Source organism: Mesorhizobium sp. M7A.F.Ca.MR.362.00.0.0, assembly GCF_004023175.1.
Lineage (GTDB): Bacteria > Pseudomonadota > Alphaproteobacteria > Rhizobiales > Rhizobiaceae > Mesorhizobium.
In genome coordinates this window covers 1-23,842 of sequence record NZ_RZTF01000027.1, presented here as the reverse complement: position 1 = coordinate 23,842, position 23,842 = coordinate 1, and the positions used below count along the sequence as shown (strand labels likewise).

Here is a 23,842-nt window from a genome sequence, read left to right as displayed (position 1 = left end):
GGATAACCGCAGCGCCACCGCAATTACAAAGGTAATTCGGCTACCCGCATCGAGCATCAGATGATTTGGGACTGAATGTTCGCAAATCACAGCTATAAATCAAATCTTCAGGGTAAGTTGACATGCTGCCCACCGCCGACCGGCTATGGCTTGGATAGATGTTCAGGAGAAAGCAGCGTAAGGCCTATCGACTTGTCAGATCTGATGCCCCCCGATGTGCAGGATGATCCTGCCCTAGCCGCTGAGGTCGACCGGCTTCTGGCGCGCCGTACGCGCGAAATCAGCCTGCGTGGCGAGATCGAACGCCTATTTCGAGCACGTGTCTGGTCGCAAACGGCCAAAATCATCCGCGCGTGGATGATCTGGGTGGCATTTTTGGATGTGCTGACGTTGGCACTGAACGCGGCGTTGCTTCCATGGGTCGTAGCGCAGTCCATGCTCCTGCCCGGCGCCATCATCCCGCCCGTGGCGTTGGCCGTGGTCCTTGTTTGGCGTAAACCGCAGGCGCCTTGGCTCCAAGGAACCTCGCTGATCGCAGGCATGTTCCTTATCTTGTTGTCAGTCGCGTTGGTCGGAGCAAGCGCTGGTGGCGAGTTCTACGAACGGCAATTGAACGTCATGTTGTTCGTGGCCATCACAGCCATCATAATCTTCGGGATCCCGCTGGCCTGGACGATGACTATCGCTGCGCTGGCGCTCGGACTTTATCTCATGCTTCAACTGCAGAACCCGGCCATCGCGCATGGGAGTGCAGTGGCTGGCACGCTGTTCTTCGCCAGCGGTATCTTTGCAACGGTGGCCGCGCGGCGCATCATGACAATTCTGGCTCAAAAGACTTTCCTGTTTGAGCTTCGCGACCGACGCAGGGTCGCCGAACTGGCGAAAGCCAATGATCGACTGGTACTCCTGGCGAGAACCGATCCACTCACCGGCATCTCCAACCGTCGCTGGATGACGGAAACACTCGAGCACCTATGGGGAAGTGACAAACGTTGCCTTGCCGGTGCCGCGATGCTGATGTGCGACATTGATAACTTCAAGAAGCTAAACGACCACCTCGGCCATGCGGAGGGAGATCGGTGTTTGGTAAAGGTCGCAACTATCTTGAAGGAAAACGTCAGGCGTGATCGCGATCACGTTGCCCGTTATGGCGGCGAAGAATTCCTCGTGCTCCTGCCCGGAGTGAACGAGGAAGAGGCGGCCGCTGTGGCCGAACGAATGCGTAAGAGCGTCGAGGCTGCCGGTTTGCCCAACCCTGGATCCCATGTGTCGCGCTGGGTCACCCTGAGCATTGGAGTTGCCGTTCAGACCGCTGAGGCGATCTCGCCGGAGCAGTTACAGCAACGGGCGGATGCCGCACTTTATCTGGCCAAGCAGACGGGCCGCAACAGGGTGCTGCTTCACAGACCGGAGTTATCCGCGCGCAAACATATTCGGCCGGGCGGCCTTGGGGCATAGGCCGTGCGTGGCCCGAGATCTGCTCTTCTGAATCACGGGGTTTCCCGTGCGTCGATGATAACAGGTTAGTTCAGGGCCACCGAGACGACCAAGGGTTCCCCTGTAATCTCCACATCGCGCCCGGCAGACTACGATTTCGAGAATAATCCCCTGAAAGAGTTTCCGGGTTGTTGAGAACACCCACGGCCGATTCCGGCTGCGTGGCTGGTCCAGGAGGAGTTCCACCAAGTGGCCTCAGTGATGGGCGATCATCCGGATGACCTGCTGGTCTTCGCAAAATGCCGAGCGCATGGGATCCGCCGATTTCTGCGCCCTGCGCCCTAGGTGGCGCCTTTGGCTAGGTGAATGGCGCCCGTTACGCAGCCCCTGATCTTGCGCATGGAATCTTGCGACAGCCCTCATGAGATCGGTTGCAAGTGCTCCATGAAATCTCCATCTAGTTCGGTTGTAGTCAGAACGCGGTCAAACGATGACACGGCAAGAAGTTCTCTCCGTCATTGGATCAGCCGACGATATTACGGTTGCGGAGATCATCGCAACGGGGGCGTCGATCGAGGAATTGAGAGAGGCATGGGCATGGGCTTTTGCTGACGAAGCGTTAATGGGACAGGGGCGCCCACTTCCGGGAACACGAGGGGCCGCGCTTGTTGACTTGCTTAAGCCTGACGAGGACGACCCGGTTGAACCGGGCACCCGTCTGGAATAGATCAGCAAACCCATCGAATGTGCAATTCGGCCCTGTCATCCACGGCAGCGTTGCAGACACTTCCTCGATGAAGCCGACCTTTGGGCCCGTTTCAGTTCAGTCATAGGTCTTGCGCGTGGTTCCGACCATCGTACGCCGAGTAGCAGGCATCACAGGCCGCGTGCGGCTCAGCCGGCCACTGGACAACGCTACATCATTGATCACACAGCGGATTTCGGAGATCGCCGACTTCTCTTGCGTTCACACGCGAGCCACGGAAGCACACGAGAGACCGCTCGTCTAAACCTTTGGCGCGAAGTTCCTTGCATCGATAAAAGCACACGCGCTCAGGAGCGGATCGCAGCGTTGTCGTTGTCCACCTCTGTGGTCGCCGGAGGGGCGAAACGTGAGGTGGACTTTCGCCTCGCCGACCGGAGTCGCCGACCGTGCGTGCAAAGCCGCAGAACAGTTTCCGCACCCCGAATGGTGAAACGGACCGCCACCTAAAACACACCGCTCATCAGCTTCACAACTCTGGTGCGCCCGGTAGGTGGCCAGGCCAGCAGCACAGATCGCGACGCCCTCTGGCCTGTCAGTCAGGAGTTTGCCACAGCAACGAAAAGCGATTGTCCCTGCCGGTCGATACGGAACAGCATTGGTTTTTTCTGCTGACGGGATTTCGCCCATTCCTCACGGACGTCGGACGGCTGGGTCATGTTTCGGTTGTTGGCCGACACGATAACGTCGCCTGGCCGGAGCTCGCTTTCGGCCGCAAGACTGTTGGGAGCGACATCCTGGACGAATACGCCCGTGGTGTCGGCCTGCAGACCGAGTTGCTGGCGCGCTTCGTCCGGAATGGGGCTCAGTGATAGACCAAGGCGCTGGTCCTCAGTCCCCAGGCTTGGAATGGCACCGGTCTGTTCCTCCTGGTCCCTGCGTTGATCGACAGTCAGCGACAATTCCTGGTTTGTGCCGCCCCGGTTCATTGTTACGGTCACTTTCGATCCCGGCTTCTGGCTTGCTGCGGCCAGCGTAAGGTCATGGACGCCTTGGATGTCCTTGCCGTTGAACCGGGTTATCACGTCGCCGGCCTGGATTCCCGCTTTCTGCGCCGGGCTGCCAGCCTCGACCGAGGCAACCAGCGCTCCCTTGGCGCCCGGCATTCCGAGCGCCTCGGCGATGGAGGGCGTGATCTCCTGAAGACGCACGCCGATGAAGCCGCGCTCGATGCGGCCAGTGCTGATCAGCTGGTCGACGATAGTCCGAGCGGTACGCGAGGGCACCGCGAACCCAATGCCTATGCTGCCGCCTGACGGCGACACGATTGCCGTGTTGACTCCGATGACTTCGCCGCGCGCGTTGAACAAAGGACCTCCCGAGTTACCTCTGTTGATCGAGGCGTCAGTCTGCAGGAAATCGTCGTAAGGACCGGCCTGGATATCGCGAGAGCGGGCAGAAAGGACGCCGACAGTGACCGTGCCCCCGAGGCCGAAGGGACTGCCGATGGCGATGGTCCAGGCCCCTGGTTGCATCGCGTCCGAATCCCCCCAGGCCGTCGCCGTCATGTTGGGCCGAGGATCGACTTTCAATACCGCGATGTCAGTTGCCGGATCGCGGCCCACCACCCTCGCGGGCGCCGTCTCCTTGTCGGAGAACACGACATGAATCTCAGTTGCGTCGGCGACGACATGGTTATTGGTGACGATGTAGCCTTCGGGACTGATCACAAAGCCGGAGCCGAGTGCTTCTCGCACCTGGGGCTGGATACGCCCTGCCCCGTCGAAGGGATTGAGAAAGCCGTTGAGCGTCGTTTGATCCTGGATGATCTGCTTGGTCGTGATGGCGACAACGGCTGGCAGCTTCTGACGCACAATTGCGCTGAAGTCGTTCGGAATTTCCTGTGCGGTGGCCGGAGCAAGGCCGCCAGTCGAGAGCATCAGGGCTCCTGTGATCAAGCCAATGCACAAGTTCCTAGAGAGGTAAGACATGACTGGTTCTCCTGCCGGATTCGGGTCCTTGATTTTCGCCCGACGTCAGAACTGAGATTCGCGCCGATTGTTTCACCGGCCCGATAAAATGGTTCTAAGACGTTGACGACGGGAAATGTGACCCATGCCGGGCCATTGAAACCTGCTTGAGACGCTCCAAAATTTCGACTGGCGGGAATCGCGAGAGCCGCCAAACTCAAACATGCAGGAGATTGTCTGAAGCGGAGGACCATCAATGGACGCAGCCATTTCGACCCATTTTGCCTCGATTGAACCCGTGGCCCCCGATGTTTTTCTGGACCGCTTGCTGCATCCGGCACGGCATTTCAAACATCCCCACGACGTTTTGGCCGACGTTGCCCTCGACGTTCAGGAGAAGCGCGCCATCCTTTCGTCATGGGCGTCGGATGCCTGCGCGGTAGAATCCGTGCCAGCGCTTCGCGTGCTGCCGGGGGCGGGTGAACCGGTCAGCTTCGACGCGATCATGGACGCGTTGCAACAGTTGGATCAATCGGACGAGCTTGCCGGTCCTGATGGCAGTGACAGCGCGGCGGTGGCCGGGTTCGTGCCATTCATCGATCGGATTTAAGCGCGACCTGATTGTTCGTGCACCATGGGCCCGTCGGCGAGTGACCCCGCCGGCGGAGGGGGGTGGCATGGGTGCGTTTCGCCCGGATTGCCGCTGAAAATTTTCCTATTCTTCCTCTTGAAGGTGCAAGTCGCGATGCTAAATTTGATAGTCGCCGGTCGCCCAATGGGGCCGGCAGACCAGGAGGCGGCAAGGCTCTTGGCGCCTCCTATGATCCATGTTGCTCAAAGGAGGATGTGGTTATGAACCTCGATTTTACCCCCCTGTACCGGTCCAGCATCGGCTTCGACCGCATGGTCGACATGCTTGAAAATGCGAGCCGTGTGGCCTCGTTCGACAACTGGCCGCCCTACGATATCGCCAAGGTTGATGATGATGACTATCGCATCACCATGGCGGTCGCCGGTTTCTCGCAGGACCAGCTGACCATCACTCACCAGCCCAACATGCTGGTTGTGAGCGGGTCGCAATCCGGCGATGAGAACGGCCAGTATCTCTACCGCGGCATTAACGGGCGCGCTTTCGAGCGTCGGTTCGAACTGGCCGATCATGTCAAAGTTGCTGGCGCCAGCCTCGAGAACGGGCTGCTGAGCATCGATCTCAAGCGCGACGTTCCCGAGGAGATGAAACCGCGCAAGGTCGAGATCTCCAGCGGGGCTCGCATGCCGAAGATCGAAGCGCCCAAGGTCGAGACCGAGAAGCTGGCGGCCTGAGCAATCCACTATGAAGGCATCGCTTGAGCCGGGCGTCCGGCCCGGCTCAGAGACCTACGAAAGGAGAAAGACAATGAGCGTACGTGACTTGATCCCATGGGGCCGGGGCAACGGAAACTCGGCGCCCAGTCTCTTCCCTGATGGAGATCGAGCCCCCTTCGTCTCCCTCCACCGGGAGGTAAACAGGCTGTTCGATGACGCCTTCCGCAGCTTTGGCGCCAGACTGCCGGCCTTCAGTCCCTCTTTTGCCGCCACTTGGCCCAGCGTGGAGATTTCTGACACGGACAAGGAAGTCCGCGTCACGGCGGAAATACCTGGCCTGGACGAGAGCGACATAGAAGTCCTGCTGGACAACGGGGCGCTCAAGCTTAAAGGCGAGAAGCGTTCCGAGACCGAGGACAAAGACCGGCAGTTCTCCGAGCGCTTCTACGGTCGCTTCGAGCGCCTCATTCCGCTCGGCTACGAGGTCGAGGAAGACAAGGTCAACGCCGCCTTCAAGAACGGGGTGCTGACCGTGACCTTGCCCAAGACCGAGCGGGCGCAGGCGAAGGCCAAGCGGATCGCAATCAACGGCAAGAGCTGACGCACGGCAGTATGAGCAGCGGCCGTAACGGCCGCTGCTCATACCACCCTTCATTATGGGAGGGACAGACAATGGAGACAGTTGAAAGCAGCGACATCAGAAACCCAACCAAGACCTCCGGCCGGCCGGACAATGACAATCGGCCTCGTCTCGACGAGCCGGCTTTGTCAATGGGGCGGTCAGTGTTTCCGGATGGCGTGACGGCACGGATCTACCAGCCATGCCGCTCGGCCACGACCTCAGCAAAGCCCCGCAAGGACTGGCGATTGATCTTCGAACCTCGCACAGCCCCGTTCATCGAGCCGCTGATGGGCTATACGGGCGGCCGGGACACCCTGACCCATGTTCAACTGGATTTTCCGACGCTTGAGGCGGCGATCCGTTATGCGGAGCGCCAAGGCCTCAACCACGTGGTGCAGGCTCCATCTTCTGGCTGCCAGGCCAAGGTCAGCAACAGGCAAGCATCGGAGCAGAGGCACGTCTTTTCCGACGTGGTTTGGCAACGGCTGCAATTGGCATGGCTTCAGGCAAGCCACAACTATGGCGCTGGTGCAAAGGCAGCGCACATACAGACGGCGCTTTCCGAGCCCGAGACATTCTACGCCTCTCCGATGGAGGTCGTGGATGACCCGGTACTCGCACTCGACGAGAAACTTGCCGTGCTCAAGAACTGGGCCTGGAACGAGTACCTGATCGACCTGGCCACCGCAGAAGGCATGCCGGAAAATGCACGTCCGACGCGACGGGACGAGGTTGAACTCGCTCTGCTGGCCTTGGAGGGCCGCACCCAGAGATTCCAGACTCGGCTCAGCCCGGTATGCTCCCGGATAGCCGCATGACTGGAGGCAAGAATGGACCCACTGATCGACTTCGACGCCCAACGGACGATCCCGAACCCTTCGCGCTTGCGGTCGCGGCAGCGGGCCGGGCGCGCGGCGCAGCGCCCCGGTTGGCGGCCAGCCCGAAGAGCCGGCCGCATCTCGCATTGAGTGAGATCGCCGGCAATGCGTTCGAACCTCGGGAGATCGAACCCTTCCTCCTGACTGAGCCGATCTCGCCGAAGGGCTGCGTCCGTTTCAAATCGGGACCCAAGAAGCTTTGCGGCATCGGGCCGAACAGGCCCGCTGCCGCACCCGCCCTCGACTCAAGGGCGGTACATTGACGTACTGAAACGCAGGAAAGGAGAATGATCGATGTTGAAGAATCTCACTTCCGACAGCAGCAGGCCGGCGCTCGATGTCGTAAATATCCCTGCCGGCATCGCGCTGGCGCTCTCGCCCTGGCTCCTTGGCTATGCTGCCGATGCTGTTGCCGTCTGGCACGCCTTCATCGCGGGCGTAATCACCGTTCTGATCGCGGCGGGCGCGTTGGTGGCGTTCCACAAATATGAAGAGTGGGCGAACCTTGTCGTCGGCCTGTGGATTGTGGCCGCACCTTGGGTGCTTGGCTTTGCCGGCCTGGCGACGGCAATGTGGTCGCACGTCATCGCTGGCGTTGTGGTTGCGGCCCTGGCAGCAGCCAGCCTTTGGCTCGCGAATAACCGACCGCTCTCTGCAGCCTGATCATAGCCGCTGGCGGGTCCGAATCTTCCGGGCCCGCTCTTTATTACGCGCGAGACCACAATCGATGCTGATGCCGTTCCGGTTCGGCGACCTATCCCGCGTTTGTGTGGAAGTGGCCGCCATGGACATGAGTAACAGGAAACACAGTTCAACCTCTGGTACTGGATCGGCGCTTCGCGGGGCTGCTGCACTCCAATACATCTTGACGCGAATTCCCATAGCCGGTTCGAGGCCGCCCTGCTACGCGAGGGCAAGATCGCCGACGTGCAGGTTGGTGGCTCGAAGCCCTCGCGGACTGAACCGACGCGCGGCAGCGGGATGGGGTGCACGGCGACACGATTGCCAAGAGGCTGCTGGGCTCGGCCGGCCACTTCTCTCTTGAACTGAAAAGAGGCATTTCCAATATCCTCTCTGTGCCGAGAAGGCGTCACGCGGACCGGCATGCTTTTGCCGAGGAAAATCCTGCGTCACCCGAAGAGGCACAAGCGTCGCTTTAGGCTGGAAGGGAGGTCACGATGGAAAGCGCTACGTTCAAACAGCCGATTTTTGTACGAGATGACAGTCTCGTCCTCAGAAAAATCGGTTGCGTCATGGATGCCATAGAATTTCTGGAAGAATGGCCGGTCGAAAGGCGCGGCCTTCTCCACGGGGCGGCGTGTGATACATGCTACTCGGCATATGATGGTCGCAAGTCTGTCGAGGCCGCGCACAAGACGTTTGTGACCTGGGCACGCAGGGTGGGTGTGATCGAAGACGTTCCCGTGGCGCCGCCTTGGATGACAGGGCCGAAGATTGGCGGTGCAGACGAACTTATAGAAAGTGACCGTTAAACGCCCTGCGGCGGCAATCATGCGTTGACTTCGGCGCTATCGAAAGCCTAAGTCCCGGCTCCGCCCTCACGTCCAAGGCATTTTAACCCACCGAGGTTTCTAAATGGACGAAAAATACACCAAAGCGCGTGAGCACTTTTTTGCGGCCGTTCGCGCGTTAGCGGCCTCTTCCGACAGCATTCAAACGCGGCTGATAGACGCCAACGTAAATATTTTGAACGTCACGATCGATGAATTCGACGGCGACCGAGAGCTCAAATTCAAGTTTGCGAAATTGTTAGACCTTCTGGCCGTCGATCAGGACGATATGGAGACTGTCGCTCTTGAGACCGCCGCGCATATGACTGATTTTGAAGCGACTAAGGTCGCGGATCTGATTTGCGATTTTTACTATGAGATCACCTAGCTCCGCGCGAGTTCACCCGCCGCGCGGCATGCGCCAGATGCCTGACTGACAGGCCGTGACCAGCGATCCCACGCGGCCGCTGCCGTACTGGTGCCACCCGAAGCCAAGTCCATGAGCTCCAGCGGGTACCCTCGGCGCTGGCTGCCTTCACTCCTGCATCATCCTTTAGCTTGCCGACAGGAATAGTTAGTGGGGAGCGACAAAGAGATGGCCGGTCGCGCGTGATGGCGCGGCTCGGCCTGAGAAGTAATTGGATCGGGCGGCCAAAGGACATCCCCCCTGCCATCGCTTTCGGCCGCAAGCGACTTCTCGGCGCCCGCAAACTGCCTGCGCTTGTCGGCCGTTCAGCAGTGAATGCGAAGCTTTTGCCATCACGAGATTGGTAGATCCCATGCTCAAGTGCAGAGACCAGCTTTGCAATAGCGAAAGCCCGGCATCCTGGCGAACAACGGCACCCTTCAATCACGGCCGGGTAGGTTGAGCTCTATCCAGGCTGGCGCATGATCACTCGGTTTTTCCCAGCCGCGCAAATCAGCGTCCACGCCGGCATCACGTAATCTGGACAAAAGTGGCGGGCTGACGAGGAGATGGTCCATGCGCAGGCCGGAACTCCTGTCGAAACCGCCACGATACGAAAAGTTCCAATACGTATAGATGCCCTTCTCCGGATGGATACGGCGGACAGCATCGATCCAGCCATAACCAAGCATTTCGGCGTAAGCTTGCCGGCTCTCCGGAAAGTAGACCGCATCGCCTAGCCAACGTCCTGGCACCGCGGCATCGATCGGCGTTGGCACGACATTATAGTCGCCGCACAGAACGCTCGGGGAGCCTTCCCTGAGCAGTACCTGGCTGTAGCTGATCAGACGATCGAACCATCGGAGCTTGTAGTCGAATTTCGGGCCAGGCGCTGGATTGCCGTTGGGCAGGTACAGACAGCCGATCACGATCCCATCCACCTCCGCCTCGATATACCGGCTGTGAGTATCGTCAGGATCACCCGGGAGGCCACGTCGACGCTCCAGCGGCTCTTTCCCTCGGGCGAGTACAGCTACACCGTTATAAGACTTCTGCCCATGCCAGACGGCACCGTAACCGGCGTTCCTGATGGCTTCCGCGGGAAATTTCTCATCCGAGGTCTTCAACTCCTGAAGGCAGACGATGTCATAGTTGGTCTGACCTAGCCATCTGATGAGCACCGGCAGGCGACCGTTCACGCCATTCAAATTGAAGGTCGCGATGCGTGTCATTGCATTATGCCGGCGGCGGGGTTGTCAGTCTTGCAGACCCTCGCCAATAACCGCCGCGCCTTTTCTATACCGGCGCAAATCTCGCGCCTGGGCTGGCGACCGATGTGTCTCGATGCCAATTTTACCTCCTGCGCCCTCCCCTCTTCTGGCACGCGACCGGTCCTTTGGGGAGGCTCGCCCGCAGCCGCTCTCTCGTTCGATTCAGACGGTGTTGTCCTCTCAGCTCCTTAACCGCGGGACGGGGGGAAAGTTTCACTACAGCTTTGGCATTTCGCGCGGGTTCAGGGGTCCGGAGGCTTGCTAGGCAGATGAACCTTTAGGGCCGTCACTGCGTTGCCTGCGACAAAACGCGAACGATGCATTGTGATGGATTACAACCCACGTCCCGGGCCGCAGAAGCAGGAGGCAAGTGGCGCCGAAGCCCGCTTTTCCTTCGATCGAATGGCCGTCGAGCGGTTTCAGCAAGCTTTTCCGCGCGCGAGATGGAGTGACGAGCGCAAGAGCTGGTTCGTGCCCGGCAAGACGGCAGCCCGGCGGATTGACCGGTGGCTAGCGCAAGAGGCAGCGCTACGGACGCCCGACGACGACAGCAAGGGACGAGATGCCTTCGCCTTCGATCCAATATCGAGCCAATATCTGGAGATCGCGGACGACCTGCGCATTCGTGCGCCCTACTCGAGGACAGTGCTTGAAGAGTTGCGTGCCGTCCCGTGGTCGAGTTGGGACGACGAATTGCGGGCCTGGAGAGTTCCATTTCGCTCATATGACGAGCTCCGGCGCCGGTGGCCAAGCATCGAAAAAGCTGCTCGCCATGCCGAGCCGGAGGAAAGAAAACGGCGACGTGTGGACGCCAGAAATACTGAAGCCTACAGAGCCTCGCGCCAACTGGCTGCTGAACGCCGGCGTCACCGCTATCCGTTGCCAACTCACGATCAACCTTGCCTGGGTCGCGCTGTCGCAACCGAGCTCTACGGGGTCGTCGTCTTCACCGACATTTCCGGTGAAGTGGTCGCGCCATCAGACGCAACTTCCCTTTATCCTCACGCAATGGCTTCGAACGGCGAATTCGTTTGGGGCAGATGGCGCTCGGCTACACTGGGCGAACTTGTAAGGACATGGCCCGCAAGGGTGGCCGCTGGCCCGACCGAACGCCTGAGGGGTTGGTGGTGGCCAACACTTGCCGAGCTTAGAGTTGCCCGTCGAAAAGCCCGCAGTCGAGAGCGTATTGGGCGAAGTCGCAGCCGGCAGATGTGACGCTCGCATCCGGCCGTGCGGCTGGCACGAAGGTCGCTAATCGGGCTCTCCGTCGAGCGGACCTCAGGCACGTTTACGGCAGCACGAGGTCGTAGCGTTGAATGATGGGCGTGAGTTTCGGCAGAGAATTCAGCCCCCCGCTCAAGCGTCAGCTTCACCAGTTTCACTCCGGCCGAGCTATTCCCGAAGGAACGGGGCGCCATGAAAGCCGTTGGATGCTTTTCAGCGAGAAGTCGCCATGCACCTCTTCCAAATCCTGCTTCCTCGCGCGGACAATGACGGCCGGCCATTTGAGCGGGAAGCTTTCGATCGGGTCAAGGAAGAGCTGGCTGCCCGGTTCGATGGCGTCACTGCCTACCTTCAGGCGCCAGCAGAGGGGTTGTGGCGAAAGGGTGCCGACTCCGCCATCGACGAAATTGTCATCTTCGAGGTCATGGCGGAAGAAGCCGACTTGTCCGATTGGTGCGCCCGCCGCTCCGAACTGGAGCGCCGTTTCCGGCAAGACAGGGTAATCATCCGTTACATGCCGATGGCATTGGTCTAGCGCGACACCGTCGTCGCATTCGCGATCCTCGCGTTCAGCGAGATATTTTGAACGATGAAGTGTGTCCGGGTGGGAAAGCGCCCCGCCGGTTGAAATGTTGGTGTTCAAGACCGGACCGGGAGTTTCAGTCTGCGCCGCTGTGGGATTGTGCGTGTGATCTCTTGGACCAATCTGAGGCGGTTCCGGTCCGGGGCGACAAAGGACGGATGGCGGGACCGTTGAGAACGGCTCCATCCGGCGCGAACTGGGAGCCATGGCAGGGGCAGTCCCAGCACTGCTCGGTCGAATTCCAATGGACGATGCAGCCGAGATGCGTGCAACTGGCGGAATGCATGTGCATTCCACCGTTTTGGTCACGGCACACGGCGAGTTTTCTCAAACCATCGCGGAGAATACCGCCCTGACCGGGTTCCAGATCGGCGGCTGATTTGATCTCGCCGGGCAACAGATACTCCGCGAAATTCTTCAACGCCGTCAGATTCTCGCTAACGTAGTTCACCAATGCCAAGGGAGGCTTGCGATCGGGGGCATAAACCTCCTCCCACACACTGGACCCACCGACGACAAGGTCCCGGATGAGCAGGCCAGCCAACGCTCCGTGGGTGATTCCTTGTCCTGAATCCCCGGTAGCGATAAAGACGTTCTTGCTGCCAGGATTGCGGCCGATGAATCCGCAATAATCGATCGTGTCGAGAACCTGGCCAGACCAACGCGCTGCTTCCTCGCCCAGTTCCGGGACAAGGGCGCGGATCCAAGCGTCCAATGCATCGAAACGCGCCGAGCCGTCATCGGCTTCGCCAGATTTATGATCACGACCGCCCGCAATTAGATAGTCGATGTCACCCTCCCCGGGTTGGAGACGAACGTAGTAGTAGGGATCGTCCATATCCCAATAGAGCGCGTCCGGAAGAGTTGCTTTGGGCAGCTCGAATGCCATCGCATAGGTCCGATAGGGCGCCATCTTGCTGTGGATGGCCACCACCGTATTGACCGGCGAGTTTGTGGCAAACACGGCGTTATCGGCGGTGATGGTTGCGCCCCCTTCGACGCGAAGGCGGATCTGTTCACCCTCCTCGATCTCGGTGACGGCACTTTCGGCAAAAGCCTTGCCTCCGCGCTCCCGGAAATCGTCAAGCAGGGCACGAAGATATTTTAGTGGGTGAAACGTGGCCTGATCGGGATAGCGTAGCACCGGCGCCGCCTCATGGCCTTTCAACGGAACGCCGCGGCCGTGGTCTGCGATTGCACCAACCTTGCCAGCCGCTTCATACTCTTCATCACATTGCTTGGTGGCTTCATTTTCGTCCATCCAGGCTGCGGGAAAAAGAAATCCGTCGAGCCGACGAAAGTCGCAGTCTATTTCAAGATCGCTGACGTGTTCCTCGATCCGGTCGACAGCGGCTTGCTGGCTCTCTTGAAAACCTCGAGCGAGATCCTCGCCGCGGATTTTGACGAGTTCGCTTAGGCCGTCGTCGCAGATCGGGGCCAAGTGGGCGGTCGTGCGGCAAGTCATCCCACCGAGCAGCCGCCCCCTGTCAACCAGCACCACTGACTGTCCCGCCAGCGCAAGTTCGTAGGCAATAGAAACGCCGGCCATGCCCACCCCCACCACCGCCACATCGCATCGCACATCCTGTTCCAGTTGCGGGGCCGAGGGCAACTCCGTGTCCTTCATCCAAAAAGATTTCGTGGCTTCGTCACTGACGTTCATCGCTGCTCCAACCTGGCTGCGCGTCTAACGGTCGGAACTGCATTTTGATCCGAAATGTGCAAACGAATCCAAATTGTTTGCTCCCTTGCGCGGAAATGGGACTACCAACGGGGTAGACCGTCGCAGATCGTGATGGCCGACATCGGCTAGGACAAAGCGTCTCGTTGGCCGCGACAAGAGGTCGTTTAAGGAGCCTGACGATGTCGGGCGCTCGCTCCCAGGGGGTTCGTCGAGCCGATCATGGCTCAGGACGAAGCCACCGGGAAAGCCGCAGCCGCCGATCATCGAGATTCAGATTCAGCCCTGTGGCTCGCTGCGCGTGGACGGCTTCGACATGGCCCCAAATCTGCGAGGACAGAAGTCTGGTCATGTCTCGGGCAATCCGAGCGCCTTTCCCACATCGCGGATGGTACCCTTGGTACCCATTGCATGACGATCTCGCGCCGCTCGTTGCTCAACCTTCGAACAGGAGATTGCTGCGTTCGGGATCAATGGAGGTGATGCCGAGCACGTAACACACGGCGGAATTGGCGGCCGAGCCGCGGCCCTGGCATAGAATGTCCTGGCTGCGGGCGATACGAACGATCGAGTTCACGGTCAAAAATACGGCGCGTAGACTGGAAAAAGACGGCTGACCTGCTCGGCTTCGGGCCGGCGTTGCCTTTTCGGTTTTGCAGCAGCAAGACAGTCCATCACGCCCTACATCGTAGAAGATGCCGCAAGTCTTCCGAATGCGGGGAAAGGCGGTAGCGCTCTCCCGCTACCAATCCCCGATGGGCAAAGAGCCTTTCCCATTTGCACGCCGCAGCCGCCGACTACACCCCGAGCCGAACGCAGGCCCTTCACTGCGCCAAGAAAGTCCGCCTACGCATTAGGCATGGTACATTTCTGGTCTTGCAGAAAGGCGAAGCATTGAGGCGATATTCGCCCACGCTTCAACCAATCACCGTGCACCGGATTGAGCGAGCGCTCGATCGCGTGGCCGAGATAATCGTCGCGCGCGGCGACCAAGGCGAGATATGGCTCCCGCTGTACGACTATCTTGAACGCGCCCTGCAGGATCATCGAGCGAAGGAGGAACGCCTCGCCGCAGTGCGCCAGCGTGTCATACGATCCCAGGATCGAACGGCAACACGATCTTCATAAGTTCCTCTTGCCACATCTTCATGTCGCCGCCCTCGCCGTATTTCGGACGGTCGATCGTGTGGCCCATCAGCATGCGCCGGAGCTCCTCGTCCAGCCTACCGTTCTTCATGCGGTCTTCAAATGAATGGCGCAATGAATAGACAGTGTGATTGTCAGTCGGGAACAAATTGTAGCTCTTGAAGTGCTTGTTGAGCAGGGCTGATAGCGACGCCTCGCGATCCTTGTACCGTGGGAACCCGTTGAGATGCTTTTTGAACACCTCAAGCGCCACGCCGACCAGCGGTATCTTGCGCACCGACGAGGCGGTCTTGATCTCCCGTGGATCGTCGGGATCGTCACGCGGCTCGACTGAAATGTGCGGCACCTCGTGGTCAACATGGATGACACCGGTATGCAGGTTCGCGAGTTCGCTCGGCCGGGCTCCTGTCTCAGCGAAGGCAAGCACGATTCCCCGCGCCTCATCATTGAGTGTCGCAAGTGCGCCGGGCGCAAATATCTTGTCGCGAATCCAGTCGGTCGGGAAGGGCGGTCGACTGCGTTTCGACTTGTCGGCGAATGACAGATCGGCAAACGGATTCTTCTGTTCGGGGAAACCTAGATGGCGAAAGTAGTCGGCGTAGAGGGTCCGAAGATTGCCCATGTTTCGGTTGCCTGTCGACGCTGAACGGTCTGCTCTCCCTTTCTCAGGCGCAATTCGATCCAGCCAATATTTGTGTACCACTCGCGCGTCGTCGCGCGTTATCTCGCTCATTGGCTTGTCGCCGACCATGCCGATAAACACATCGACGCTCATTTCGCGCTTTGCTTTCCAGCGCTTCTTTTGGTCAGGGCTTTTTGTGCGGATTTCGTCGCGGGCAATCTCGTTGAAGTATAGCTTCAGCGCTTCCGATATCTTGTCGTCAGGGCGAGCGACCGCCCCGCCGACCGCATCGACAGATGGTGATTTGGCAGGCTCGCCTATCGTGCTCTCTACCCGCTGCAGGATCGTATCGAGGGGCTCGGCGACCAGGATCTCGGCGAGCGGTCGATAGACGAATCCCAAGGACTCGGCGCGCTTGATGGCTTGGTGATATCGGATACGCGCGCCCTGTGGATTTTCGCCCAGCATCAACGACGCCCACAAGGCATTGTCAGCAGCCTCGTGGAGATCTCTGGCGGTGCGCGCCTTTATACCGTCAGTGGTGTCGAGGGCGCGGCGAACGAACACGCCACGCTCGTCGAGATCCCTGACCTCTCTGGGCACCCTGCGGTAGTAGTGGAAATGATCCCCCCTCAGTTGCAGGAAGCGGTCAGGATCATGCTCTTCGCGTCGTCTTCCCATGCTGCTGATACACCATTTGTATCACAATAAGTAACACAATAGGTAACACAAAATGCGAGACAGCCGCAAGACTGATCGTTTGCTGTCGAAAATTCTATAATAAATTCAATGCTTTATGGGGAAAGTCGATGGTACCGTTGGCTGGGATCGAACCAGCGACCTCCGGATCCACAATCCGGCGCTCTAACCATCTGAGCTACAACGGCACGTTGCCTGAGCGGATCGAAACAGAAACTCATCCGCCCGCTCTGTCGTTCGGCGATGCGTCCTTACGGGCTTATGGATTCTAATTCAAGGCTTTTGGAAAGCAAAGGTCACTTCCCCACATCGACGCGGCATTTGCCTGGCAAGAAGGACCAGGCAAGGACCGGGCGCTGGACAAAGAAAAAGGCCGGCGGGAGGAGGTGCCGGCCTTTTCCTGTTACGAGCCAGCGGGAGGAGGTGCTGGCTGGTCACCCCGGGGAGCAGAGGGAGGAGGTTCCACTCACCGGGTATTCCTTGATGGCTGCTATCATACACCTGATCGTTTTTAAGAAAATGCGACCTTTTGTTGCATCTTCAGATCATGCGCAAATGTTAGGCAACCTTGATTTCCTTCATCGCCTTCTCGAAGGCGGTCTTGATCGGCTTGGAGACGTCCTCGGCCGCCTTGGAGGCAACGGCCTGGAAGTCCTTGGCCTGCTCGACGGTCGATTCGACGCGCTTGCGCAGGAAGGCGGTCTGCAGCTCGACGACTTCCGACAGCGACTTGGCGCCGATCAGGGCTTCGAGGTGGGAAAAGCCGGCCTCGGCATTGGCACGCAAAGCGGAGATGGTCTTGAGCGACAGGTCGTTGGAAACGGTCTTGGCGGTCTCGTAGGTCGACTCCAGAGCCTTCTGGGTCTCCTCGGCGCCGGTCTTCAGCTTGGCATAGGCCTCTTTCGACTGCTCAACGCCCTTTTCGGCGAAGGCGCGCATCTGGTCGGTGGCCTTGGAAGCGTCGAAGCTCGGGAATTCAACGTTTTCGATCGTCTCGGCGGTCTTGGTCCTGGACATTTTCCATCCTTTTCAGCGGCAGCGGCTTTGACAGAAAGCCGTCTCGTTCCTGTATGATGGCAATATAAAGGCAAATTTTGTGCATTGCAATATCTTTGTTGCAGTGCACCATAAATTTCTTTTGGGCCGTTAACCAAGAGCCCAGATTCCAGCCTTTGCACGTTCTGGCTTGTGGACCTTCGCGCCTCCGGCTTTTATTAACAAAGCGTTAACTGCAAAATCGCCGCTCCGTGAGGTCCGCCAAGCGCATGCCGTCCGAATATTCCTTCCTCGATGTCGCCGTGCTCGACGCGGTCCGCCAGCGCTTTGCGGCAGGCGACGCGATCGCGATCCTGTCGGCGGATCTGGAGCAGGTGATCTGGGCCAACGGGCCAGGAGCCGCGATGTTCGGTTATCCCGACATCGAGGCGATCATCGGCGCCTCGGCGCAGTTGCCTGTGATCGCCAGGCGCCAGATCATGGCGACCAGCGGATTTCCCGAGATTGGCAGTGACCGCGCCATCGTGGTGCGGCTGGCGACCGGTATGACCAGCCGCGCCGTCGGCTTCCTGGCCAGTGCGGTGACCATGCCGGACGCCGAAAAGGCGATCATGCTGGCAGTGCCGGCGGCTCAGACCGGGTCACGCAGTGCCAGCGAAATCGCCGCGCGCGCCATTAGCGGCCTCACCGAGGATGGTCATTTCATCGCCTTTGTCGATGCCGGGGGCAACGTCGAGGCGGCCTCGGAAGGATTTTCGGCATTGGGCATCCTGCCGGAGACGCTAGCGGCACTGGTCGCCGACGTCGCAGCCGAGAGCGACCGCATCGTCAAGCGCCTTGTCCCCGGCGGCACGGCCTCCTACCCGGCAGGGCTGGCAAGATTGACCGAGGAGCGGCATCTCCTGGTGGTGATCGACGAGGACCAGCTCGACGACACAGCCCCTGCGGGCAAACATCCTACGCAAATCATTGCCGAGGCGGCACCCGCTGGCGACGCGGCTTCCCAGCCGGAACAGGGTCGCGAGGCACCGACCAACGAACCGAGCGCCTCGCAGCCGGCCGGCGACATCGCCGCATCGCAGCAGCATGAGATCGCCGATGCGATCGGACAGGCGCCGACGGCGGCCAACAGCGATCAGCCGGCAGCAGAGCGCATGCCCGCGCAGCACGACCATTGGTACTTCAACGCCGGCGAAGACGGAGGGCAACAGGCGCCGCGACCTGCCGCGTCCGGACCTGAAGCGCCTCAAGAGCCGGCCGCCCTGGAAGTCCAGTCCACGGCCACGCCGACGACCGTCTCGGCGATAGACCGCGCAGCGGCGCCGGTGCGCTTCGTCTGGCGCACCGATGCCGAAGGCAAGTTCAGCGCGCTGTCGCCGGAATTCGCCGACATCGTCGGCAAGCCGGCGGCCGACGTGATCGGCCGCCGCTTCAGGGATGTCGCCGCTACATTCGGCCTCGACCCCTCCGGCGAGATATCAGGGCTCCTCGAACGGCGCGATACCTGGTCCGGGCGCTCCGTGCTGTGGCCGGTCGTCGGCACCGATCTGAAGATACCGGTCGACCTGGCGGCGCTGCCTGTCTATGGCCGCAGCCGCGCCTTCGAGGGTTTCCGCGGCTTCGGCGTCGCCCGCGCCAGCGACGCGGTCGTCGATCCGGAGGCCATCGGCATGGCGCTGGTGCCCAATAGCCAGGCGCCGGCAACGCCGGAACCGCAAGTCATCCAACCCGCGCCCGAACAGCCGAACGCCGAAGAGCCCAAGACCGAGGACACGCAGGCATCGGATCCGTTCAAGGGCGAGGTGCCGGCGTTGACCATCGTGCCGAAACAGGAGCGGCGCTTTGCCGATAAGGTGATCCGGCTCGCCGAACATCGCCAGCCTGCCAACGACAAGGGCCTGTCGACCCTGGAACGCAGCGCGTTCCGCGAAATCGGCGAGCGGCTGAAGAAGGATAGCGCTCCGGTCGGGCCGCCAGAGACCGAGACTGTGGAGGCATCGGCAGCGGAGACCGAGGCTCCGGTCAATGCGTCCGACGACCCGATGCGCACCGACGGCATCCCTGCGTCAGGGCCAGAGAACGAACCGGTCGAGGCATCCGATGTCGATGCCGAAGACGAGCGGGATCTGGCACGGCTTGACGGTCACGCGGACGAAGCCCCTCGTGACGCCCGCTCGGGGGTGAATGTGACGGGCTCGTTGCTCGACTATGCCGGCCAAGATGACGAACGTGGCCCCGTGGCGGCGGAACCAGAGAACACAGCTGCCGTTTCGCCCGGCGAAGAGCCTGAAGCCACTGACGCGACACATGATGGCCTCGATGACGACAGCATGACGTCGGCGGATTTTCGCGATGCCGAAGACAATGAGGATTGGGCGCAGCCCGACGAGGAAGCCGCGTCGCCCGACGAGCAGACGGTTGCCGAGGAAACCGCAGGCGACTCTGCGGAAATACCCCTCGAGCGCCCTCGCCTGCAGGTTCCGCCGCTCAAGGCCGAAGGGTTCGTGCCGTCGGCGTTTTCCGCCGGAGATGAACACAAGGCTCCGGACACGTCGCTGCTCGGCAAGCTGCCCGTGCCGCTGCTCATCCATTCCGGGGACCGGTTGCACTATGCGAATGAGGAATTCCTCAGCCTGACGGGTTACGAGGCGCTTGACGATCTGGCGGATGCCGGCGGCCTCGGCGCGTTGTTTGCCGACCCCTATGCCGACGACGGCGTTTCCGACGGCACCGATCGCGCGCTGCGGCTGAAAACGCGTGACGGACAGGAATTCCCGATCGAGGCCATTTTGCGCTCGGTCCCCTGGCGCGACGGCAAGGCGCTGATGCTGGTCGTGCGACGCTCCGGCGAGGATGATGCGCCGGCGAGCCTGCATGTGGTTGGCGACGAGCAGACGCAGCCGGATATTTCCGAACTCAAGGCGCGCATCGCCGAGATGCGCACCATTATCGACACCGCCACCGACGGCGTCGTGTTGATCGGCCGTGACGGCACCATCCGATCGATTAGCCGGCCTGCGGAAGCGCTGTTCGGCTTCGACAGCGACGATGTGACCGGCAAGCCGTTCGCCTCGCTGTTTGCGATCGAAAGCCAGCGCGCGGCGCGCGACTATCTCAACGGACTGTCCGAGCCCGGCGTGGCGAGTGTCATGAACGACGGCCGCGAGGTGATCGGGCGCGAGTCGCAAGGCCGCTTCATTCCGCTGTTCATGACCATCGGTCGGCTGCCCAACGACAGCGGCTTCTGCGCCGTCGTTCGCGACATCACGCAGTGGAAGCGGGCCGAAGAGGACTTGACGCAGGCACGTGCGGTGGCCGAGCGCGCGTCCTCGCAGAAGACCGATTTCCTGGCCCGCATCAGCCACGAGATCCGCACCCCGCTCAATGCCATCATCGGTTTTTCGGAATTGATGGTCGACGAGAAGTTCGGACCTGTCGCCAACGACCGCTACCGCGACTATCTGCGCGATATCAACCGCTCGGGCAATCATGTGCTCGACCTGGTCAACGACCTGCTCGACATCTCCAAGATCGAGGCTGGCCAGCAGGAGATGGCCTATGAAGCGGTGTCGCTCAACGACACGCTGGCCGAGACGGTGGCGATGATGCAGCCGCAGGCCAACCGCGAACGGGTCATCATCCGCTCCAGCTTCGCTTCGCGGCTGCCGGAAGTGGTGGCCGACCTGCGCAGCGTGCGCCAGATCGCGCTCAACATCCTGTCGAATGCCATCCGTTACACCCAGGCCGGCGGCCAGGTGATCGTCTCGACCGCCTATGAGACGTCGGGCGACGTCGTCATGCGGGTGCGAGACACCGGCATCGGCATGAGCCATGCCGAGATCGAGCAGGCGCTGAAGCCGTTCAAGCAGATTAACGCGCTGAAGCGCGGACGCGGTGACGGTACCGGGCTTGGACTGCCGTTGACCAAAGCGATGGTGGAAGCCAACCGTGCCCGGTTCACCATCAATTCGACACCGGGCGAAGGCACTCTGGTCGAGGTCGCTTTTCCGTCGACCCGGGTGCTCGCGGAATAGGTCAGCCCTCTCCGCGGTACGGTCCCGATAAAAAGAAAAGGCGCCCAAAAGGACGCCTTAAGAGATGGGATTGCTGTCACAACGGGGGCTTGAGCGAATTCGGATCCTCGGGGCTGAGGAACGGGATTTCTCCCTCAAGTTACATGCGACTATCGACGCCGGACCTTAACAACTCCTTACCGGGGCGCCGGAAAATTTACCAATGTGTACCACTCATGAAATCTAGGTAAATTCTAGCGAGATATTTCGTTAACCATGCTGGAAAACCATTTTTCATGCATGTCGTTGTCTCAAAACTGGGGCCACTTTTGAGCGACATGCCGTAGCAGTTACTCGGCCAGTTGCGGCAGGTTCTTGAACAGCTCCAGCGCCTCTGGATTGGCGAGCGCTTCCTTGTTCTTGATGGCGCGGCCGTGCACCACGTCGCGCACAGCAAGCTCGGTGATCTTGCCCGATTTGGTGCGCGGGATGTCGGTGACGGCGACGATCCTTGCCGGCACGTGACGCGGGCTCGCGCCGCTACGGATTTTTGCCCGTATGCGTTTTTCCAGATTTTCGTCGAGCTGCGCGCCGGCGGCCAGGCGCACGAACAGTACGACGCGCACGTCGTTGTCGAAGTCCTGGCCGATGCACAGCGCTTCCAGAATCTCCGGCATCTGTTCGACCTGGTTGTAGATCTCCGCCGTGCCGATGCGCACGCCGCCCGGGTTGAGCGTGGCGTCGGAGCGGCCATGGATGATCAGGCCGCCATGCGCGGTCCATTCGGCGAAATCGCCGTGACACCAGACATTGTCGAAGCGCTCGAAATAGGCCGCCCGGTACTTCTTGCCCTCGGGGTCGTTCCAGAAGCCGATCGGCATCGCCGGAAAAGCCTTGGTGCAGACCAACTCGCCCTTCTCCTGCCGGACCGGCCTGCCGTCATCGTCCCAGACATCGACCGCAAGGCCAAGGCCGGGTCCCTGGATCTCGCCGGTCCAGACAGGCTGCGTCGGCACGCCGAGCACGAAGCAGGAGACGATGTCGGTGCCGCCGGAGACCGAAGCCAGATGCACGTCCTTCTTGATGCCGTCATAAACGAAGCGGAAATCTTCCGGCGATAGCGGCGAGCCGGTGGAGGAGATTGCCCGCACAGTGGCCAGATCATGCGTGCGGATCGGCTTGAGGCCAGCCTTGCGCACGGAATCGATGAACTTGGCCGAGGTGCCGAGGAACGTCATCTTCTCGGCATCGGCGAAATCGAACAGCACACTGCCGTCGGGGTAGAAGGGCGAACCGTCATAGAGCAGCAACGTGGCCCCCGAAGCGAGCCCCGACACCAGCCAGTTCCACATCATCCAGCCGCAGGTGGTGAAGTAGAAGAAGCGGTCGCCATCGGTGAGACCGGCATGCAGCCGGTGTTCCTTGACATGCTGGATCAGCGTGCCGCCGGCCGAATGGACGATGCATTTGGGAATGCCGGTCGTTCCCGACGAAAACAGGATGTAGAGCGGATGCGAAAACGGCAGCGGCTCGAAGGCAACGGGCTTGCCGACGAAGGGCGACAGCGCCTCTTCCAGCGCTACCGCCTTGTCGATGGTCCCGGCGACATCACTCGATGTGCCGAGATAATCGACGACCAGAATCTTGCGGACAGTGCCGAGCTTGGCCGCGACCGCGGCGATCTTGTCGGCGACTTCGATCGCCTTGCCATTGTACCAATAGCCATCCGGCGCGATGAAGACGACGGGCTCGATCTGGCCGAACCTGTCGAGCACGCCCTGCTCGCCGAAATCGGGAGAGCAGGACGACCAGACCGCGCCGATCGAGGCGGCGGCCAGCATGGCGGCGACGGTCTCCGGCATGTTGGGCATCATGGCGGCGATGCGGTCGCCCTTCTTCACCTTGAGCGACAGGAAAAGCTGCTGCAGCCGCGAGGTCAGCGCGTGCAACGCGTTCCAGGACAGCCGGCGCTCGACCTTGTCTTCGCCGCGAAACACGATTGCGTCGCCTGAGCCGGTCTTCTTCAGCAGATTCTCGGCGAAATTCAGTGTCGCATCGGGAAAGAAAGAAGCGCCGGGCATCTTGTCGCCGTCGACGAGCAGGTTATCGCCCTTGTCGCCGACGATGCCGCAGAAATCCCAGATCAGGCTCCAGAACCCCTCACGGTCCTCGACCGACCAGGCATGAAGCTGCGAATACGAGGAAAACGCTACGCCGGCTTTCACTCCGGCGGCCTTGGTGAAGGCGGTCAAGGGTGCTGCGTCAATCTGGTCTTGCGTCGGGGTCCAGAGCGGTTGTCCGGCAGCCATGATCGTTCCTCCACGGTCGCCATCGCTTATGCATATCGCAGCGCAGCAGAGCAAGATTTTGTTCGGCTGATGCGACCAGATGTGCGCAAATGCCATCGCCGGGCCATAAAGACTTGAAATGCCTCAGCCCTAAGTCGTAGTGACAACTTGAAGTCGTGGTGACGACTGGGGGTCGTGGTGACGACTGGGGTCGTGGTGACGACCGGGGTTACACCCGCCGGGCGATTTGTCGGAATGGAAGCATACGGGGCCATATGCCATCATCTATGATCCGGCGCGGAATATGGGCGATCGGCGCTGCCGTGATCGTCGTCGCGCTGGTCGTTGCCACCCTGCCGCTGATTGCCTCCACCCGTATCGTGCGCGACCGCATCGCCTGGGAAATGAGCGCGTGGAGCGGCTTCCGGGTCGCCATCGACGGTTCGCCGCGCATCGAGGTCTGGCCGACATTCCGGGCAATCCTGAC

General features: G+C 60.6%; 18 protein-coding genes, 1 tRNA gene and 2 pseudogenes. 12 read left to right on the top strand and 9 right to left on the bottom strand.

Annotation, left to right across the window (positions count from 1 at the left end):
• The first annotated feature begins 204 nt into the window (after nucleotides 1-204).
• Both EOC06_RS06310 and EOC06_RS41820 read left to right on the top strand, forming a co-directional pair.
• Nucleotides 205-1,458, top strand: a complete 1,254-nt coding sequence (locus tag EOC06_RS06310; RefSeq protein WP_128307358.1) for a diguanylate cyclase — start codon at nucleotides 205-207, stop codon at nucleotides 1,456-1,458.
• Nucleotides 1,459-1,927: 469 nt separating this feature from the next.
• Entirely contained in the window at nucleotides 1,928-2,164 is a 237-nt protein-coding gene (locus tag EOC06_RS41820; RefSeq protein WP_127327928.1) for a hypothetical protein, read from the top strand.
• A gap of 575 nt (nucleotides 2,165-2,739) precedes the next feature.
• Here EOC06_RS41820 and EOC06_RS06300 read toward each other — a convergent pair.
• Complete coding sequence (locus tag EOC06_RS06300) at nucleotides 2,740-4,080, bottom strand: Do family serine endopeptidase (RefSeq protein WP_245469366.1); 1,341 nt, start codon at nucleotides 4,078-4,080, stop codon at nucleotides 2,740-2,742.
• Between the two features lie 286 nt (nucleotides 4,081-4,366).
• Here EOC06_RS06300 and EOC06_RS06295 point away from each other — a divergent pair, with 286 nt between their 5' ends.
• The 7 genes from EOC06_RS06295 to EOC06_RS06260 all read left to right on the top strand — a co-directional run bounded on the left by EOC06_RS06295 (nucleotide 4,367) and on the right by EOC06_RS06260 (nucleotide 8,814).
• On the top strand, nucleotides 4,367-4,720 hold the full coding sequence (locus EOC06_RS06295; RefSeq protein WP_127327932.1) for a hypothetical protein: 354 nt from the start codon (nucleotides 4,367-4,369) through the stop codon (nucleotides 4,718-4,720).
• A gap of 242 nt (nucleotides 4,721-4,962) precedes the next feature.
• Nucleotides 4,963-5,433: an Hsp20 family protein gene (locus EOC06_RS06290; protein WP_127327933.1), complete on the top strand. Its 471-nt coding sequence runs from the start codon at nucleotides 4,963-4,965 to the stop codon at nucleotides 5,431-5,433.
• A 73-nt stretch (nucleotides 5,434-5,506) separates the two neighbouring features.
• Entirely contained in the window at nucleotides 5,507-6,016 is a 510-nt protein-coding gene (locus tag EOC06_RS06285) for an Hsp20/alpha crystallin family protein (protein ID WP_128307347.1), read from the top strand.
• Between the two features lie 71 nt (nucleotides 6,017-6,087).
• Nucleotides 6,088-6,855 carry an NADH dehydrogenase ubiquinone Fe-S protein 4 gene (locus EOC06_RS06280; RefSeq protein WP_128307357.1) on the top strand — a complete coding sequence of 256 codons (768 nt, stop codon included), beginning with the start codon at nucleotides 6,088-6,090 and terminating at the stop codon, nucleotides 6,853-6,855.
• Between the two features lie 354 nt (nucleotides 6,856-7,209).
• Nucleotides 7,210-7,578 carry an SPW repeat protein gene (locus EOC06_RS06270; RefSeq protein ID WP_128307346.1) on the top strand — a complete coding sequence of 123 codons (369 nt, stop codon included), beginning with the start codon at nucleotides 7,210-7,212 and terminating at the stop codon, nucleotides 7,576-7,578.
• 515 nt (nucleotides 7,579-8,093) lie between these two features.
• A complete protein-coding gene (locus tag EOC06_RS06265) occupies nucleotides 8,094-8,408 on the top strand; it encodes a DUF982 domain-containing protein (RefSeq protein WP_127327939.1) in 315 nt (104 codons plus the stop codon).
• Between the two features lie 103 nt (nucleotides 8,409-8,511).
• A complete protein-coding gene (locus EOC06_RS06260) occupies nucleotides 8,512-8,814 on the top strand; it encodes a hypothetical protein (RefSeq protein WP_127327941.1) in 303 nt (100 codons plus the stop codon).
• A gap of 458 nt (nucleotides 8,815-9,272) precedes the next feature.
• On the opposite strand, the gene xth is transcribed toward EOC06_RS06260, so the two are convergent.
• Nucleotides 9,273-10,064, bottom strand: a complete 792-nt coding sequence (xth, locus tag EOC06_RS06255) for an exodeoxyribonuclease III (protein ID WP_127327942.1) — start codon at nucleotides 10,062-10,064, stop codon at nucleotides 9,273-9,275.
• A 366-nt stretch (nucleotides 10,065-10,430) separates the two neighbouring features.
• Here xth and EOC06_RS06250 point away from each other — a divergent pair, with 366 nt between their 5' ends.
• Complete coding sequence (locus EOC06_RS06250) at nucleotides 10,431-11,318, top strand: hypothetical protein (RefSeq protein WP_127327944.1); 888 nt, start codon at nucleotides 10,431-10,433, stop codon at nucleotides 11,316-11,318.
• Between the two features lie 163 nt (nucleotides 11,319-11,481).
• Here the strand turns inward: EOC06_RS06250 and EOC06_RS40770 are convergent, their stop codons facing one another.
• The 6 genes and pseudogenes from EOC06_RS40770 to EOC06_RS06220 form a co-directional block, all read right to left on the bottom strand.
• Nucleotides 11,482-11,970 carry a hypothetical protein gene (locus tag EOC06_RS40770; RefSeq protein ID WP_206516807.1) on the bottom strand — a complete coding sequence of 163 codons (489 nt, stop codon included), beginning with the start codon at nucleotides 11,968-11,970 and terminating at the stop codon, nucleotides 11,482-11,484.
• Between the two features lie 16 nt (nucleotides 11,971-11,986).
• Nucleotides 11,987-13,573, bottom strand: a complete 1,587-nt coding sequence (locus EOC06_RS06240) for an FAD-dependent oxidoreductase (protein WP_128307345.1) — start codon at nucleotides 13,571-13,573, stop codon at nucleotides 11,987-11,989.
• Between the two features lie 265 nt (nucleotides 13,574-13,838).
• Nucleotides 13,839-14,177, bottom strand: a pseudogene (gene dnaE2 / locus EOC06_RS06235) (error-prone DNA polymerase); the annotation flags it as partial.
• Nucleotides 14,178-14,678: 501 nt separating this feature from the next.
• A complete protein-coding gene (locus EOC06_RS06230; RefSeq protein WP_306462330.1) occupies nucleotides 14,679-15,926 on the bottom strand; it encodes an integrase in 1,248 nt (415 codons plus the stop codon).
• A gap of 243 nt (nucleotides 15,927-16,169) precedes the next feature.
• A tRNA-His gene (locus tag EOC06_RS06225) sits at nucleotides 16,170-16,246 on the bottom strand.
• Nucleotides 16,247-16,616: 370 nt separating this feature from the next.
• On the bottom strand, nucleotides 16,617-17,075 hold the full coding sequence (locus EOC06_RS06220) for a phasin (protein ID WP_127327947.1): 459 nt from the start codon (nucleotides 17,073-17,075) through the stop codon (nucleotides 16,617-16,619).
• 248 nt (nucleotides 17,076-17,323) lie between these two features.
• Between EOC06_RS06220 and EOC06_RS06215 the strand changes: the two genes are divergently transcribed.
• Complete coding sequence (locus EOC06_RS06215) at nucleotides 17,324-21,088, top strand: PAS domain S-box protein (RefSeq protein WP_128307356.1); 3,765 nt, start codon at nucleotides 17,324-17,326, stop codon at nucleotides 21,086-21,088.
• Between the two features lie 329 nt (nucleotides 21,089-21,417).
• Here the strand turns inward: EOC06_RS06215 and EOC06_RS06210 are convergent, their stop codons facing one another.
• Nucleotides 21,418-23,376: an acetoacetate--CoA ligase gene (locus EOC06_RS06210; RefSeq protein WP_128307343.1), complete on the bottom strand. Its 1,959-nt coding sequence runs from the start codon at nucleotides 23,374-23,376 to the stop codon at nucleotides 21,418-21,420.
• A gap of 254 nt (nucleotides 23,377-23,630) precedes the next feature.
• On the opposite strand from EOC06_RS06210, the pseudogene EOC06_RS06205 reads away from it, so the two are divergent.
• Nucleotides 23,631-23,842, top strand: a pseudogene (locus EOC06_RS06205) (AsmA family protein); the annotation flags it as partial.

What these genes read in the sequence shown, in the direction of transcription:
- EOC06_RS06290 (WP_127327933.1), top strand. Translation starts at nt 4,963, where the DNA reads ATGAACCTCGATTTTACCCCCCTGTACCGGTCCAGCATCGGCTTCGAC.
- EOC06_RS41820 (WP_127327928.1), top strand. Translation starts at nt 1,928, where the DNA reads ATGACACGGCAAGAAGTTCTCTCCGTCATTGGATCAGCCGACGATATT.
- EOC06_RS06310 (WP_128307358.1), top strand. Translation starts at nt 205, where the DNA reads ATGCCCCCCGATGTGCAGGATGATCCTGCCCTAGCCGCTGAGGTCGAC.
- EOC06_RS06240 (WP_128307345.1), bottom strand. Translation starts at nt 13,573, where the DNA reads ATGAACGTCAGTGACGAAGCCACGAAATCTTTTTGGATGAAGGACACG.
- EOC06_RS06215 (WP_128307356.1), top strand. Translation starts at nt 17,324, where the DNA reads ATGCCGTCCGAATATTCCTTCCTCGATGTCGCCGTGCTCGACGCGGTC.
- EOC06_RS06265 (WP_127327939.1), top strand. Translation starts at nt 8,094, where the DNA reads ATGGAAAGCGCTACGTTCAAACAGCCGATTTTTGTACGAGATGACAGT.
- EOC06_RS06300 (WP_245469366.1), bottom strand. Translation starts at nt 4,080, where the DNA reads ATGCTCTCGACTGGCGGCCTTGCTCCGGCCACCGCACAGGAAATTCCG.
- EOC06_RS06270 (WP_128307346.1), top strand. Translation starts at nt 7,210, where the DNA reads ATGTTGAAGAATCTCACTTCCGACAGCAGCAGGCCGGCGCTCGATGTC.
- xth (WP_127327942.1), bottom strand. Translation starts at nt 10,064, where the DNA reads ATGACACGCATCGCGACCTTCAATTTGAATGGCGTGAACGGTCGCCTG.
- EOC06_RS06220 (WP_127327947.1), bottom strand. Translation starts at nt 17,075, where the DNA reads ATGTCCAGGACCAAGACCGCCGAGACGATCGAAAACGTTGAATTCCCG.
- EOC06_RS06260 (WP_127327941.1), top strand. Translation starts at nt 8,512, where the DNA reads ATGGACGAAAAATACACCAAAGCGCGTGAGCACTTTTTTGCGGCCGTT.
- EOC06_RS06250 (WP_127327944.1), top strand. Translation starts at nt 10,431, where the DNA reads ATGGATTACAACCCACGTCCCGGGCCGCAGAAGCAGGAGGCAAGTGGC.
- EOC06_RS06285 (WP_128307347.1), top strand. Translation starts at nt 5,507, where the DNA reads ATGAGCGTACGTGACTTGATCCCATGGGGCCGGGGCAACGGAAACTCG.
- EOC06_RS06280 (WP_128307357.1), top strand. Translation starts at nt 6,088, where the DNA reads ATGGAGACAGTTGAAAGCAGCGACATCAGAAACCCAACCAAGACCTCC.
- EOC06_RS06210 (WP_128307343.1), bottom strand. Translation starts at nt 23,376, where the DNA reads ATGGCTGCCGGACAACCGCTCTGGACCCCGACGCAAGACCAGATTGAC.
- EOC06_RS06295 (WP_127327932.1), top strand. Translation starts at nt 4,367, where the DNA reads ATGGACGCAGCCATTTCGACCCATTTTGCCTCGATTGAACCCGTGGCC.